The organism is Parvibaculum sp., from assembly GCF_049671045.1.
GTDB lineage: Bacteria > Pseudomonadota > Alphaproteobacteria > Parvibaculales > Parvibaculaceae > Parvibaculum.
In genome coordinates this window covers 1-15,078 of record NZ_JBATUH010000120.1, presented here as the reverse complement: position 1 = coordinate 15,078, position 15,078 = coordinate 1, and the positions used below count along the sequence as shown (strand labels likewise).

At 64.4% G+C, this 15,078-nt stretch carries 8 protein-coding genes, 1 other RNA gene and 1 pseudogene; 7 read left to right on the top strand and 3 right to left on the bottom strand.

The genetic code is table 11. The annotated features are described in order from the left end of the window. Window positions 1-3: 3 nt before the first annotated feature. Window positions 4-768 carry an MlaA family lipoprotein gene (locus tag WBG82_RS14395; protein WP_424425367.1) on the bottom strand — a complete coding sequence of 255 codons (765 nt, stop codon included), beginning with the start codon at window positions 766-768 and terminating at the stop codon, window positions 4-6. A gap of 447 nt (window positions 769-1,215) precedes the next feature. Between WBG82_RS14395 and WBG82_RS14390 the strand changes: the two genes are divergently transcribed. The 3 genes and pseudogenes from WBG82_RS14390 to metH all read left to right on the top strand — a co-directional run bounded on the left by WBG82_RS14390 (window position 1,216) and on the right by metH (window position 6,919). Beyond that, on the top strand, window positions 1,216-2,211 hold the full coding sequence (locus WBG82_RS14390) for an ArsR/SmtB family transcription factor (RefSeq protein WP_424425365.1): 996 nt from the start codon (window positions 1,216-1,218) through the stop codon (window positions 2,209-2,211). Next, window positions 2,208-3,101 (top strand): methylenetetrahydrofolate reductase [NAD(P)H], encoded by an 894-nt coding sequence (gene metF / locus WBG82_RS14385; RefSeq protein WP_424425363.1) that lies wholly within the window; start codon window positions 2,208-2,210, stop codon window positions 3,099-3,101. Before WBG82_RS14390 ends, metF begins: the two co-directional genes overlap by 4 nt. Before the next feature lie 14 nt (window positions 3,102-3,115). Further along, a pseudogene (gene metH, locus WBG82_RS14380) lies at window positions 3,116-6,919 on the top strand (methionine synthase). A 346-nt stretch (window positions 6,920-7,265) separates the two neighbouring features. Here the strand turns inward: metH and WBG82_RS14375 are convergent. Further along, window positions 7,266-10,856, bottom strand: a complete 3,591-nt coding sequence (locus WBG82_RS14375; RefSeq protein WP_424425361.1) for a hydantoinase B/oxoprolinase family protein — start codon at window positions 10,854-10,856, stop codon at window positions 7,266-7,268. Window positions 10,857-11,096: 240 nt separating this feature from the next. Between WBG82_RS14375 and WBG82_RS14370 the strand changes: the two genes are divergently transcribed. The 3 genes from WBG82_RS14370 to WBG82_RS14360 all read left to right on the top strand — a co-directional run bounded on the left by WBG82_RS14370 (window position 11,097) and on the right by WBG82_RS14360 (window position 13,597). Beyond that, window positions 11,097-11,813, top strand: coding sequence for a TerB family tellurite resistance protein (locus WBG82_RS14370; protein ID WP_424425359.1), 717 nt, complete (start codon window positions 11,097-11,099; stop codon window positions 11,811-11,813). Window positions 11,814-11,998: 185 nt separating this feature from the next. Next, entirely contained in the window at window positions 11,999-12,865 is an 867-nt protein-coding gene (locus WBG82_RS14365) for a DMT family transporter (RefSeq protein WP_424425357.1), read from the top strand. Continuing rightward, window positions 12,866-13,597, top strand: a complete 732-nt coding sequence (locus WBG82_RS14360; protein WP_424425355.1) for a peptidoglycan recognition protein family protein — start codon at window positions 12,866-12,868, stop codon at window positions 13,595-13,597. It begins immediately after the preceding gene. A 3-nt stretch (window positions 13,598-13,600) separates the two neighbouring features. Here the strand turns inward: WBG82_RS14360 and WBG82_RS14355 are convergent, their stop codons facing one another. Then, the gene (locus WBG82_RS14355) at window positions 13,601-14,563 is read right to left on the bottom strand and encodes a quinone oxidoreductase family protein (protein WP_424425353.1); all 963 of its coding nucleotides are present in this window, start codon (window positions 14,561-14,563) and stop codon (window positions 13,601-13,603) included. A 123-nt stretch (window positions 14,564-14,686) separates the two neighbouring features. Here WBG82_RS14355 and rnpB point away from each other — a divergent pair. Continuing rightward, window positions 14,687-15,066: RNase P RNA component class A (gene rnpB / locus WBG82_RS14350), an RNA gene on the top strand. Window positions 15,067-15,078 lie beyond the last annotated feature (12 nt).

Genomic DNA, 15,078 nt, shown 5'->3' with positions numbered 1-15,078 from the left:
CTCCTACTTCTCGGGAGCGATAGTCTGGGGTTCGTTTGTGTCGAAATTCAGATTGTCGATATCCGGCAGGTTCTGCGTATTTGTCTTGCCGTTCGCAATCTCGTTGGCGCGGGTCTGTCGATAGAGGCTGCGCACGGTTGCGTAGTAATCGACGGATGTCCGCTCGATCTGGTCCAGCGTCGCGAGGTTCCGCGAGCGCACGTCGATGCCGTTCACGACGAAGCGCGTGACGGGAACCGTGTACGGACCACCCCAGTAGATATAGGTGAGCGGATCGAAGAAAAGCTCATCGACGGCGAAGCCGGCGAGATCGCGAGGCGGCGAGGGGCCCAGCACCGGCAGGAAGATGTAGGGGCCTTCAGGCGTGTCCCAGGTCGCGAGCGTCTGGCCGAAATCCTCCCTGTGCTGAGGGTAGCCCCAGCCGGTTGCCGGATCGAAGAGGCCGAGGACGCCGACCGTCGTATTGATGCCGAAGCGCGAGGCCGTGGTGCCGGCGCGCGACCACTCGCCCTGCAGCGCATCGTTGGCAAGGACGGTGGGAGCGGCCAGATTGTCGAGGAAATGCCGGATGCTGTTGCGCGCCGGGTCGGGAACGACGCCCTGATACCATGTCGCGACGGGCTTCAGCAGGATGATGTCGAAGAAGCGGTTGAGCTCGAAGAAATAGCGGTTCAGTGGCTCGACCGGATCGTTCGCCTCTTCATAGGCCTGAACGGCCGCCTTGTTCGACGGATCGGGGCGAGTGGCACAGGCCGCAAGCGTGATCATGAGTGCAATGCAGGCTGCGCGTGCCCCGAAATTCGCTGTCCTGGCCAGTAAATCCATCGTTCCCCACACCCAGCGCCGCCATGACCGTGAACCGGTCCGGACCAAGGCGCCCGCCTCGCAATACAAGGCTCCGATCGGGAATTCCCGTCGGAGCCCCAGTTCCTGCCGTGAGCGCCGCATCCAGAATTCGTCAACTTGCTTAATAGGCGGTAAATGCCGCCAGAATGTGGCGCATTCCCTGCCGTCAAGCCAGCGGGCTCAAGCGACAAGTTGGTATCACAGCCCCCCGCCGTTAACCAGCGGAGCGGGCGGCTCTGCTATGCCGATGTGGCTCGGGTGTTGCCCGATTGCTGCAGCGAAACGGCTAGAATCTGCTTGAATTTGAACATAAAGATATGTTTATGTTTGATCGAAGCGGAAATCTGGTGAGCGGGAATGGAAGAGCTGTTGACAGGGCTGAGAGCGGCGGGCGAGCCAACGCGCCTCAGGCTGCTTGCCATCCTGATGAAGAGTGAACTCACCGTAACCGAGCTCACCCAGATCCTCCGTCAGAGCCAGCCCCGGGTCAGCCGCCATCTGAAGCTCATGTGCGAGGCGGGGTTGCTCGACCGCTTCCGCGAGGGAAGCTGGGTTTTCTACAGGCGTGCCCAGCAGGGCGCCGGTGCGAGGCTCGCGGCCCTGCTGACCGGCCTCATCCCGGCGGGCGATCCCACCATCGCGCGCGATCTGGAGCGGCTGGAGGCCGTGCGCGCGGCCCGCGCGGAACGCGCCTCCGAATTCTTCCGCGCCAACGCCGAGCAATGGCGCCGCATCCGCTCGCTCTATGTGCCGGAAGCGAAGGTCGAGGAGGCGCTGCTCGATCTCGGCGCGCGCCAGCGGATCGGGACGCTCGTCGATCTCGGCACCGGCACGGGACGCATTCTCGAACTCATCGGCGCGCGGGCGGAAACGGCGATCGGCATCGACCTCAGCCCGGAAATGCTTGCCTTTGCGCGCGCCTATCTCGAACAGTCGGGCGTCGAAAGCTGCTCGGTCCGGCAGGGCGATCTCTATGATCTGCCACTTCAGGACGAAATGGCCGATCTCGTAACGCTGCACCAGGTGCTGCATTATCTGGACGATCCGGCGGCGGCCGTCGGCGAGGCCGCGCGCGTCCTCAAGACCGGCGGGCGGCTTCTCATTGCCGATTTCGCGCCGCATGACCTCGATTTTCTCCGGGACGAACAGGCGCATCGCCGCCTCGGCTTCTCGGAAGAGGAAGTCAGGAGCTGGCTCGATCAGGCCGGGCTTGAACTCAGGGAGCTTCGCCGTCTGCCGCCCGAGGGCGGGGACGAGGCGAAGCTGACGGTTGTGATCTATGCCGCCGACAAGCCGCGCGCCGCGCTTGCGCATGCGGCAGGCCGCGCGGAGCGTGGAAGCGAACTCGAGGGAGTCGAAGGATGAGCGGAGAGCCCATGAACAAGGCGCAGGCGACGCGCGTCTCCTTCGAATTCTTTCCGCCGAGGACACCGGAAATGGAAGAGACGCTGTGGCGCTCGATCCGGCGGCTCGAGTCGCTCCGGCCGGAATTCGTTTCCGTGACCTATGGCGCGGGCGGATCGACGCGCGAGCGCACGCATGCGACGGTGAAGCGGATCGTGCAGGAAACGGCGCTCACGCCGGCCGCGCATCTCACCTGTGTCGGCGCGAGCCGCGAGGAGGTGAACGAGGTCATCCGCAGCTATTGGGAGGCGGGCGTGCGCCACATCGTGGCGCTGCGCGGCGACATGCCGGAACTCGGAGCGCCCTATCATCCGCATCCGCAGGGCTACCAGTCGACGCCGGAACTGATCGAGGGCATCAGGAAGATCGCCGACTTCGAGGTCAGCGTCAGCGCCTATCCGGAAGGCCATCCCGAATCCGCCTCCATCGAGGCCGACATCGAACTGCTGAAAAGAAAGGTGGCGGCCGGCGCCACGCGCGCAATCACGCAATTCGCATTCGACACGGAATGCCATGCGCGCTTTCTGGAGCGCGTGCGGCGCGCGGGCATCACCGTGCCGATCGTTCCGGGCATCATGCCGACGACGAATTTCAGGGGCACGAAGCGGATGGCCGAACGCTGCGGGGCGAGCATCCCCAAATGGCTCGCCGACTATTACATCGGGCTCGACGACGATCTCGAAACGCGCAAGCTGATCGCGGCCTATGTCGCCGCCGAGCAGGTGAACCGCCTGCGCGCCTATGGATTCGATCGCATCCATTTCTATACACTCAATCAGGCCGATCTCACTTTCGCGATCTGCCATGTGATCGGGCTTCGGCCCGAGCATGTGCCCGTTCCCGCGCAGTGAGAGAAAGGATCATCATGACCAGAGACGAACGCATCGCGAAGCTCAAGGAACTCGTCAAGGAGCGCGTCCTCGTGCTCGACGGAGCCATGGGTACGATGATCCAGGGCTACAAGCTCACGGAAGCCGATTTTCGCGGCGAGCGGTTCAAGGATCATCCGGTCGATCTCAAGGGCGACAATGAGCTCATTTCGCTGACAAGGCCCGACATTCTGCGCGACATCCATCTCGCCTATTACCGGGCAGGCGCGGATTTCGCCGAGACGAACACCTTCAGCGCCACCGTAATCGCGCAGGCCGACTACAAGCTCGAGGCTGTCGCCTATGAGATGAATGTCGAGAGCGCGCGGATCGCGCGCGAGGCCGCCGACATCGCGGAGAGCGAGACGCCGGGCCGCGTCTGCTTCGTCGCGGGCGTGCTCGGGCCGACGAACCGCACGGCGTCGATCTCGCCCAAGGTGAACGATCCGGGCTTTCGCAACGTGACGTTCGACGAACTGCGCGAGGCTTATAAAAGCGCCACGCGCGGCCTCATCGAAGGCGGGGCGGACACGATCCTTGTCGAGACGGTTTTCGACACGCTGAACGCCAAGGCGGCTCTCTTCGCCATTGACGAGGTTTACGAAGAACTCGGGGTCGAACTGCCGATCATGATCTCCGGAACGATCACGGACATGTCGGGCCGGCTTCTTTCGGGCCAGACGCCGGAGGCGTTCTGGAATTCGGTGCAGCATGCGAAGCCGTTTTCGATCGGCCTCAACTGCGCGCTCGGCGCCAAGGAGATGCGCCAGCACATCGACACGCTGTCGCGCATCGCCGAAACCAATGTCAGCGCGCATCCGAATGCGGGCCTTCCGAACGAGATGGGAGAATATGACGAGAGCCCGGAGCACATGGCGCGGCTCGTCGGCGAGTTCGCCGCCTCGGGGCTTGTCAATGTCGTCGGCGGATGCTGCGGCACGACGCCCGCCCATATCAAGGCGATAGCCGAGGCCGTCAAGAGCAGGTCGCCGCGTCCGCTTCCCCATATCGAGCCGCGTCTGCGCCTCTCGGGCCTCGAAGCCTTCACCGCCCCGTGAGGCGGCGGCCGAACATCAGCATGCGCTCAAGACGAAACAAGGCGCAGGAAGAAAAGTAAAATGACCAATGCCTCCGCGAATTTCATCAATATCGGCGAACGGACGAACGTCACGGGCTCGGCGCGCTTCCGAAAACTGATCGTCGAGGGCAATTTCGACGAAGCGCTTTCCGTGGCGCGCCAGCAGGTCGAGAACGGTGCACAGGTGCTCGACGTCAACATGGACGAGGGCATGCTCGACAGCAAGCAGGCCATGGTGACGTTCCTCAACCTCCTCGCCGCCGAGCCCGACATCGCCCGCGTGCCGATCATGATCGACTCGTCCAAATGGGAGATCATCGAAGCCGGACTCAAATGCGTGCAGGGCAAGGCGATCGTGAATTCGATCAGCCTCAAGGAAGGCGAGGCGCAGTTCCTCGAGCAGGCGCGAAAGATCCGCCGCTATGGCGCGGCCACCGTCGTCATGGCCTTCGACGAGGAAGGCCAGGCGGATACGGCGGCGCGCAAATTCGCCATCTGCGAGCGCTCCTACAATCTTCTTGTCGAGAAGGTGGGATTTCCGCCGGAAGATATCATCTTCGATCCGAACATCTTTGCCGTCGCGACCGGCATCGAGGAGCACAACAATTACGGCGTCGAGTTCATCGAGGCGACGAAGCGCATCCGGCAATGCCTGCCTTACGCGCATGTGTCGGGCGGCGTCTCCAACGTCTCGTTCTCGTTCCGCGGCAATGAGCGCGTGCGCGAGGCGATGCATTCCGTGTTCCTCTATCACGCCATTCAGGCGGGCATGGACATGGGCATCGTCAATGCCGGGCAGCTCGCCATCTATGACGAGATTGAGCCGGAACTTCGCGAATGCGTGGAGGATGTGATCCTCAATCGCCGGCCGGACGCGACGGAGCGGCTGCTCGAGATCGCCGAGCGCTACAAGGGCGATGCGGGCAAGAAGAAGGAGGAGGATCTCTCCTGGCGCGAACTGCCCGTGAAGGAGCGGCTCACCCATGCGCTCGTGAAGGGTATCAACGCCTTCATCGAGGAGGATACCGAAGCCGCGCGGAAGGAAGCGGCGCGGCCGCTCGATGTCATCGAGGGTCCGCTGATGGACGGCATGAACGTCGTCGGCGATCTCTTCGGCGCGGGCAAGATGTTCCTGCCGCAGGTCGTGAAGTCCGCGCGCGTGATGAAGCAGGCGGTCGCCTATCTGCTCCCCTTCATGGAGGAGGAGAAGAGGCGCACGGGCGCGACGCAGAAGGAAGCCGCGGCCAGGATCCTCATGGCAACCGTCAAGGGCGACGTCCACGATATTGGCAAGAACATCGTGAGCGTCGTGCTCCAGTGCAACAATTTCGAGGTGATCGATCTCGGCGTCATGGTTCCGGCGCAGACGATTCTCGAAACGGCGCGCAAGGAAAAGGTCGATGTGATCGGGCTTTCGGGCCTCATCACGCCGAGCCTCGACGAGATGTGCCATGTCGCCGCCGAGATGGAGCGCGAGGGCTTCGACATTCCGCTGCTCATCGGCGGGGCGACGACGAGCCGCATCCACACTGCCGTCAAGGTTCATCCCAACTACAAGCGCGGTCAGGCGATTTATGTCACCGATGCGAGCCGGGCGGTCGGCGTCGTCTCGAGCCTCGTTTCGGAAGGAGCGAGGGACAAGTACATCGCCGATACGCGCGACGAATATGCGAAGCTCGCGACCGCCCACGCGAATGCCCGCAGCGCCAAGGATCGCCAGACGCTCACCGCCGCGCGTAAGAACCGGACGAAGATAGACTGGACGAATTACAAGCCGACGCGGCCGAGCTTCCTCGGCACGAAGGTCTTTACCGACTATCCGATCGAAAACCTGGTTCCCTATATCGACTGGACGCCCTTCTTCGCGACCTGGGAGCTGGCGGGGCAATATCCGCAGATCCTGAAAGACGACAAGATGGGCGAGGCGGCGCGCACCCTCTATGCCGATGCGCGCGAAATGCTCCAGCAGATGGTCGAGGAAAAGTGGCTCAGGGCCTCGGCGGTCATCGGCTTCTGGCCGGCGAACGAGATCGGCGGGGACGATATCGAGCTTTACACAGACGACAGCCGCAAGGAGCGTCTCACCGTGCTCCATACGCTGCGCCAGCAGATGATGCGGCGCAACTCCGATCGCCCGAACATGGCCATCGCCGATTTCATCGCGCCGAAGGAAACGGGCATTGCCGATTACGTCGGCGGCTTCGCCGTGACCGCCGGGCATGGCGAAGACGAGGTGGCGAGCCGCTTCCAGAGCGCCAACGACGATTACAAGGCGATCCTGTCGAAGGCCCTTGCCGATCGTCTGGCGGAAGCGTTCGCCGAGCATATGCATGAGCGGGTGCGGCGCGAATTCTGGGGCTATGCGAAGGATGAGCGGCTCTCGAACGAGGAGCTGATCGCCGAGAAGTATCAGGGCATTCGCCCTGCGCCCGGCTATCCGGCCCAGCCCGACCACACGGAAAAGCGCACGCTCTTCGATCTGCTCGATGCGGAGAAGCAGGCGGGCATCAAGCTCACCGAGAGCTTCGCCATGTGGCCGGGGGCTGCCGTCAGCGGTCTATATATAAGTCATCCGCAGTCGGAATATTTCGGCGTCGGCCGGATCGAGCGCGATCAGGTGAAGGACTATGCGGCGCGCAAGGGCATGACGCTTTCCGAGTGCGAACGCTGGCTCGCGCCGATCCTCAACTACACGCCAGGGTCGGCGGAGGAAGCGGCCTGAGCCTTGCGATCGGCGTCAGAAGACGCCGATCGTGATCGCGCCGACAAAGATGAATGCGAGACAGGTGGCTAGGTAACCGACTTTTGCGGACAAGGTCATTGCACTGGCCTCCCGAAGTGGTTGCCGCCGGGCTGCACCCGACCGTTCACGGCGCAAAGTTTCGCAAGGCTGCCGCGCCACGCAAGCGGAATTGAAGGCGCGGTTTGCAGGCAACATTGTGGCGCGATTGCAAGAGCCGGGAAGGGCGGAATTCGGCCATCCGGGGCCCGGCTGTGCCCTGGAGGCCATGTCCCGTTTCGCGCCACCGGGCGGGCTCAGGCTCCCACCGACTCGAAAGAGTTACATTTCACGTCGCAGGCTCGCCAAATCCCCCGCCGCCTGGCGTCCTTATGACGATGGTGTCGCCCGCATCGAGTTCCACCTGATCAGAACCCGCTAGCGTTTCGATGCGTCCATCCGCGCGGCGAATGAGATTTTCTCCGGTCGCTGCCGCTTCGCCGCCATCGAGGCCGAAAGGCGGAACGATGCGATGCGTCGAAAGGATCGAGGCCGTCATTTTCTCGCGGAAGCGGATGGCGCGCACAGCGCCATCGCCGCCCTTGTGCCGGCCTTTGCCGCCCGAGCCTTGCCGGATCGAAAATTCCTCGAGGATGACGGGAAAGCGCCACTCGAGAACTTCAGGATCGGTGAGGCGTGAATTCGTCATATGTGTGTGGACGGCATCCGCGCCGTCGAAGTCCGCGCCCGCGCCCGCGCCGCCGCAGATCGTTTCGTAATATTGGTGCCGCGCATTGCCGAAGGTGAGGTTGTTCATCGTGCCCTGCGCGGACGCCATGACGCCGAAGGCACCGAAGAGCGCATCCGTCACCGCCTGGCTCGTCTCCACATTGCCGCCGACGACGGCCGCGGGATAGCGGGGCGCGAGCATCGAGCCCTCGGGAATGACGATCTCGAGCGGCTTGAGGCAGCCTTCATTGAGCGGAATATCGTCATCCACCATGCAGCGGAAGACATAAAGCACGGCTGCCCGCGCCACGGCGGAGGGCGCATTGAGATTGGTGGCGAGCGTCGGGCTCGTGCCGGTGAAGTCGATCTTCGCCGAGCGCGTTCTGGCATCGACCGTCACGCAAACCTTTATGAGCGAGCCGTCATCCATCATCTGCTCGAAGGTCGCGTCCTTCAGCCGGCCGATCACGCGGCGGACGCTTTCCTCGGCATTGTCCTGCACATGCCGCATATAGGCTTCGACCACGCCAAGGCCGAATTGCGCCACCATCCGGCGCAGTTCCTGCGCGCCTTTCTCGCAGGCCGCAATCTGGGCGCGGAGATCGGCGATGTTCTGGTCCGGGTTGCGGGCGGGCCAGCGGCCTGAAGCGAGCAGGGCGCGCATCTCCGCCTCGCGGAAGCGGCCGCGCTCGACGAGCCGAAAGTTGTCGATGAGGACGCCTTCTTCCTCCACGCTGCGCGAATGGGCAGGCATGGAACCCGGCGAGATGCCGCCAATGTCGGCGTGGTGGCCGCGCGCCGCGACATAGAAAAGCCGTTCGCTGCCCGCCTCGTCATAGACCGGCGCGACGACCGTGACATCGGGCAGATGCGTGCCGCCATTATAGGGCGCGTTGAGCACGAAGACGTCGCCGGGCCCCATATCCGGGTTCTGCTCGATCACGGCGCGCACGCTGGCGCCCATCGAGCCAAGATGCACGGGCATGTGCGGCGCATTGGCGACGAGCCCGCCCGCGCGGTCGAAAACGGCGCAGGAGAAATCGAGGCGTTCCTTGATGTTGACGGAATAGGCGGTCTTTTCGAGCGTGAAGCCCATCTGCTCGGCGATGGACATGAAGAGATTGTTGAAAATCTCGAGCATGACCGGGTCGGCGTCGGTGCCGATGGCATGCTCGCGCGCCTTCTTTTTGCGGCGAGTCAGAACGATGTGATCGAGCGGCGTCACTTCGGCGCGCCAGCCGGCCTCGACGATGATGGTCTGATGCGGTTCGACGATGATGGCCGGGCCTTCCAGGGCGTCACCTGCCGCCAGCGCCTCGCGCAGATAGACCGGCGCCTCGTGCCACAAGCCTTCGCTGAAGAAGCGCGTCTCGCGGTCCGGGCGCGCGGCGCCGTCGCTGCGCGGAGTCTGCCGTGTTTCCGAGGCTTCCGCGTCGCGGCCGACCGCCTCCACGGAAACGGCCTCGATGACGATGGGCTTTTCCGTGGCGACGAAGCCGAAGCGCTTGTGATGCGCGCTCTCGAAGCGCGCGCGGAGTTCATCGAGCGAACCATGCTCCACGATGAGCGCCGTATCGGTGCCGGCATAGCGAAGATGGAGGCGGGGGAGGATGGCGATGCGCGCCGCGGGGACGCCTTGTCCGACCACTTCTTCTTGCGTCTCCTGCCCGAGTTCGCGGATCGCCGTGGCGAGCGCGGCGAGGCTTCCCTCCGCTAGCGGTTCCTCGACCGCGCGCTGGCGGCTTGCGCGAATGTCGGCGAGCCCCATGCCATAGGCGGAGAGCACGCCGGAGAGCGGATGGAAAAAGACCTTTGTCATGCCTAGCGCGTCGGCGACGAGGCAGGCGTGCTGGCCGCCCGCGCCGCCATAGCAGGCGAGCGCATAGGCGCTGACATCGTGGCCCCGCTGCACGGAGATCTTCTTGATCGCCTGCGCCATGTTCTCGACGGCGATGCGGATGAAGCCGTCGGCCGTTTCCTCCGGGCTGCGGCCGATCTCGCGGGCGAGCGCCGCGAACTTCTCGCGCACGATTTCAGCATCGAGCGGCAGATCGCCCCCGGGACCGAAAATATGCGGGAAGAAATCGGGAAGGAGCTTGCCCACCATGACATTCGCATCGGTCACGGTGAGGGGGCCGCCATGCCGATAGGCGGCGGGGCCGGGCTCGGCGCCTGCGGAATCCGGCCCGGCGCGAAGCCGCGCGCCGTCATAATGGAGGATGGAGCCGCCGCCCGCCGCGACGGTGTGAATCTGCATCATGGGCGCGCGCATGCGCACGCCTGCCACCTCTGTCTCGAAGCTGCGCTCGAACTCGCCGTCATAGTGGCTGACATCGGTCGAAGTGCCACCCATGTCGAAGCCGATGATGCGCGCGAAGCCGGCGAGCCTGCTCGTCTCGACCGCGCCCACCACGCCCCCGGCGGGCCCGGAAAGGATCGCGTCCTTGCCTTCAAAGAGGCTCGCATCGGTGAGCCCGCCCGAAGACTGCATGAAAAAGAGGCGTCTGCCCGCCTCCGCGCCGAGGACCGCCGCCACGCGGTCGACATAGCGCCGGAGGATCGGCGAGAGATAGGCATCGACGACGGTGGTGTCGCCGCGCGAGACGAACTTCATCAGCGGGCTTACATGATGGCTCGCCGAGATTTGCGTGAAACCGGCCTCGCGCGCCATTCGCGCGGCGGCCTGTTCATGTTCGGGATAGCGATAGCCATGCATGAAGCAGATGGCGACGGCGCGAAAGCCGGCGGCATGGGCATCCTCGAGGATGTGGCGCGTCCCGTCCTCGTCGAGGGGCGTCAGCACCTCTCCCTCGGCGGTCAGGCGCTCGTCGACCTCGGCCACCCGCTCGAAGAGCATGGAGGGCTTTTCGATCCTGAGCCTGAAAAGGTGGGGCCGGTTCTGATACCCGATGCGAAGCGCATCCGCGAAGCCGCGCGTCGTGAGGAAGAGCGTGCGCTCCCCCTTGCGCTCGAGCAGCGCATTGGTGGCGACCGTCGTGCCCATCTTGACGGCGCCGATCCGCGCCTGTGGCAGCGGTTCGGCGGCGGGCACGCCCAGAATGTCGCGAATGCCCTGAAGCGCGGCATCCTCGTAGCGGTCGGGATTTTCGGAGAGGAGCTTGCGGGCGATGAGGCGTCCGTCCGGCGCGCGGGCGACAATGTCCGTGAACGTCCCGCCTCGATCGATCCAGAAGTCCCAGCGGGTTGTCATGTCGGAAACTCTGCTGCGTGTCGTTGCGGAAGGAGCGGGAAGGCGCGCGGGTGTCGACACGCTTCAGGCGATTAGACCCATCGCGGGAACAAAATCAACCCATGCGGGCGCAGCGGCCTGGCAACGCCTGGATGCGCATTGCATGACGATTTCGTGACATCTGCGTCATGAAGCGCCTTCACAAAGCGTCATGCAGATTTGCGAAGTGCGGGTCTGGCTGAATCGTCTTACTCTTGGCCAATGTCAATCTGGGGAAAAATAGCAGGCGCAGGTGTCGGTCTTGCCGTGGGCGGGCCGTTCGGCGCGCTTGTCGGGGCGGTCGCCGGCCACCTCGTGATCGACCGCGCGCTCGAAGACAATGACGTCGTGTTCACAATCGCGCTGATCGCGCTTTCGGCCAAAATGGCGAGGGCGGACGGGCAGGTGACGGATGCCGAGATCCGCGCCTTCGAGGAGGTGCTGAAGGTACCCGAATCCGAACGGGCGAACGTCAAGCGGCTCTACCGGATCGCCCAGCAGGACGTTGCGGGTTTCGAGAGCTATGCGGCGCAGGTGGCGCGGATCTATCGCGACAAGCCCGCCGTGCTCGAGGACGTGCTCGACGCGCTTTTCCACATTGCCATGGCCGACAAGGTCGTCCATCCGGCGGAGGTGGAGTATCTGCGGACGGTCGCGGATATTTTCGGCTTTTCGGAAGTGGAGTTCGCACGCATCCGCGCGAGCCATCTCGGCACGCCCCGGCTCGATCCCTATCTCGTGCTCGGCATCACGCCCGACATTTCCAACGAGGATCTGAAAAAGGCCTATCGGCGGCTCGTGCGGGAGAACCATCCCGATACGCTCATCGCGCGCGGCGTGCCGGAGGAACTGGTGCAGATCGCCAATGACAAGCTCGCGGCCATCAACGTCGCCTATCAGAAGATCCTGAAGGCGAGGGGGCTCGAGAGCGCCTCCTGACGGGACCAGCCCGGCCGGTGGCCGAGGGGGCGACTGGCGCCTGAAATGAAAGTCGGGCGCTTTTCGATGTTGCCGCTGGCGGCGCATTCGGGCCTGGGCTAACAAGGGCGGGCGCCCCGCCGTTCCGCCCCGCCGTTCCGCCCCGCCGTTCCGCCTCGCCGTTCCGTACCGTCAGCCCGTCCGACATGACCCCCCAGCACCTCGCGTTCATGATGCTCATCAACCTCATCTGGGGGTTCGCGCTGGTCGCGGCCAAGGTGAGCCTTGAGCATTTCCCGCCGATGATGTTCACGGCGCTGCGCTTCACGCTCATCGTCATGGTGCTCTTTCCGTTCCTGCGCATCCATGAGGGGCGCATGAAGGAAGTGCTCATCATCGCCCTTTGCGCGGGGCCGATCGGGTTCGGCTTCTTCTTCGCCGGGGTCGCCCTTTCAAATCCGTCCGTCGTCGCCATTGTCGGCCAGCTCGGCGTGCCCTTTTCGACCATCATGTCGGTCATCTTCCTGAAGGAGAAGGTTTACTGGCGCCGCTGGTCCGGCATTGCCCTCTCCTTTGCCGGGGTCATGGTCATCAGCTTCGACCCGACCGTCTTCCATTTCATCTGGGGCCTCGTCTTCATCGTCGCTTCCTCGCTCGTGGGGTCGGTCGGCACGATCTATCAGCGCCAGATCAAGCGCGTGGGCGTCTTCGAGCTTCAGGCCTGGATCGCGGTGGTCGCCGCGCCGGTCATGCTGGTCGGCTCGCTTCTTTTCGAGCGCGACCAGATCGAACTCATGACATCCGCGACCATGCTGCAATGGTCGGGGGTCTTCTATGTCGCCTTCGCCTCGAGCCTCGTCGGCCATGCCGGCATCTACTATCTGCTGCAGCGCTATGAGGTGTCGCAGACGGCGCCATTGACCTTGCTTTCGCCCATTTTCACGATCATTTTCAGCGTGGCGCTACTTGGCGACGTGCTGACGACACGCATGATCGTCGGCACGCTGATCGCGCTGACGGGCGTGCTCATCGTGTCCCTGCGGCAGAAACAGATCGTCCGGACGGACCCCTGAATGACCCTTGTCACCCAAGAACGGCTGTCACCCAATTTCAACGACCGGCCCGAGCCCGTCCGCATCGACATGCTCGTCCTCCATTACACGGGCATGGCCTCCACGGCGGATGCCGTCGATCTCCTTTGCAGTCCCGAGGCAAGGGTTTCGGCCCATTACGTCGTCGATGAGGAAGGGCAGGTGCTCTGCCTCGTGCCCGAGGAGAAACGCGCCTGGCATGCCGGGGTTTCGAGCTGGGCCGGGGTGAGCGACATCAACGGCCATTCGATCGGGATCGAGATCGGCAATGGCGGGCATGATTTCGGTACGCCGCCCTTTCCGGAAGCGCAGATGAAGGCGGTCGAGACGCTCTGCCGCGAGATACTGGCGCGCCATCCGATCCCGCCGCGCCATGTGCTCGGCCATTCCGACATCGCGCCGGAGCGGAAATCCGATCCCGGCGAACGGTTCGACTGGGCGCGGCTCGCGCGGGCGGGCATCGGGGTCTGGGTCGAGCCGTTCCCGATCGTCGAAGGGCCCTCGCTCATGCCCGGCGATCGCGGCGACACGGTCGCCGAATTGCAATTCCGGCTCGCCACCTATGGCTATGGCGTCGAGGTGCTTGGCGTCTATGACGCGAAGACCGAGGCGGTCGTGCGCGCCTTCCAGCGTCATTTCCGCCCGGAGCGGGTGGATGGGGTGGCCGATCTTTCGACCGTCGCCACCCTTCACCGTCTTCTCGAAGCGGTCTGATCCTCAGGGGATCAGCAGCACGCGGCCGACAGCCTTGCGGCTCTCGATATATTCATGCGCGGCGGCGGCCTCCCTCAGCGGGAAGCTCCGGTCGAGCACGACCTTGAGGCCGCCCGCCGCCACGTCGTCGATGAGGCGCTGAATATTGGCGCGCACCCGCTCCGTGCCGATCTCCGCGCCGAGAAAGACGCCGGACATCGACTGGTTGCCGCCCATCATGGTCTGCACATCGACCGTCATGGGCTCGCGGCCCGCGCGGCCCACAAAGGACACGCGCCCGCGATAGGCGAGCGAGAGGATCGACTTCTGGAGCGTTGAGCCGCCGACCGGATCGACGGCCAGATTGACGCCCTTGTTGTCGGTGAGGCGCCTGACCTCGGCGACGAGATCCTGGGTGCGGTAGTTGATGCCGTGATCGAGCCCCAGATCCTTCAGTCGGGCGAGGCGCTCGTCGCTCGACGCAGTGGCGATCACCGTCGCGCCCGCGCGCTTGGCGAGCTGGATCGCCGCAAGGCCGACAGCGCCCGCGCCAGCCTGCACGAGCACGGTTTCGCCTGCCTTGAGACGCCCGAACTCGAAGAGGCAGTCATCGGCGGTGCCGAAGGGAACGGGGATCGCCGCCGCCTCCCTGATGTCGAGATTGTCCGGCACCGGCCAGGCGGTGAGCGCCGGCACCGCGCGATATTCCGCATGGCTTCCATAGGCGTTGACGGTCGTGACCTTCTGGCCGGGCCTGAGGTTCTCCACCTCGGCGCCGACCTCGACGATGGTTCCGGCCGCCTGGTAGCCGACGATATGTGGCTTCGAGGCAAGCGCGCCGCCAGCCCGGTTGAGCGTATCGCCGCCCTCGATGCTCACGGCCTCGACCTTGATCAGAACCTCGTGCGGCGCGCATTTCGGGTCGGGCACGTCCTCATATCTGAAGACGCTGGGCGGCCCATTTTCATAATAGACGGCGGCCTTCATCGGCATTTCCCCCTGTTCATGTCCTGACGGATGGCTATGGACGCAATGTCGGCGCTCGATTGCCCGCCTGCAAGCCCCTCGCGCCGCTTGCCTTCGCCTGGAAAGGCCCCTATCTCCAAAGGGTCAGATGGCCGGATGGCCGCTGTCCTCAGGGGCAGAGGAAAGTCCGGGCTCCACGGAAGCACGGTGCCGGCTAACGGCCGGCGGGGGCGACCCCAGGGAAAGTGCCACAGAGAACAGACCGCCTGAAGCGGGCTTCGGCCCTCAGGTAAGGGTGAAACGGTGCGGTAAGAGCGCACCGCGCTGCCGGTAACGGGAGCGGCACGGCAAACCCCACCGGGAGCAAGACCAAATAGGGGCGGCAGGTCCCGGCTTCGGCCGGGCGGGCCTGTTTCCGGGTTGCCGCCCGGGTTGGTTGCACGAGGCGTCCGGCAACGGGCGTCCCAGATGAATGGTCATCGCCCGCAAGGGTACAGAACCCGGCTTACAGGCCATCTGACATTGCTTTCCCGCAT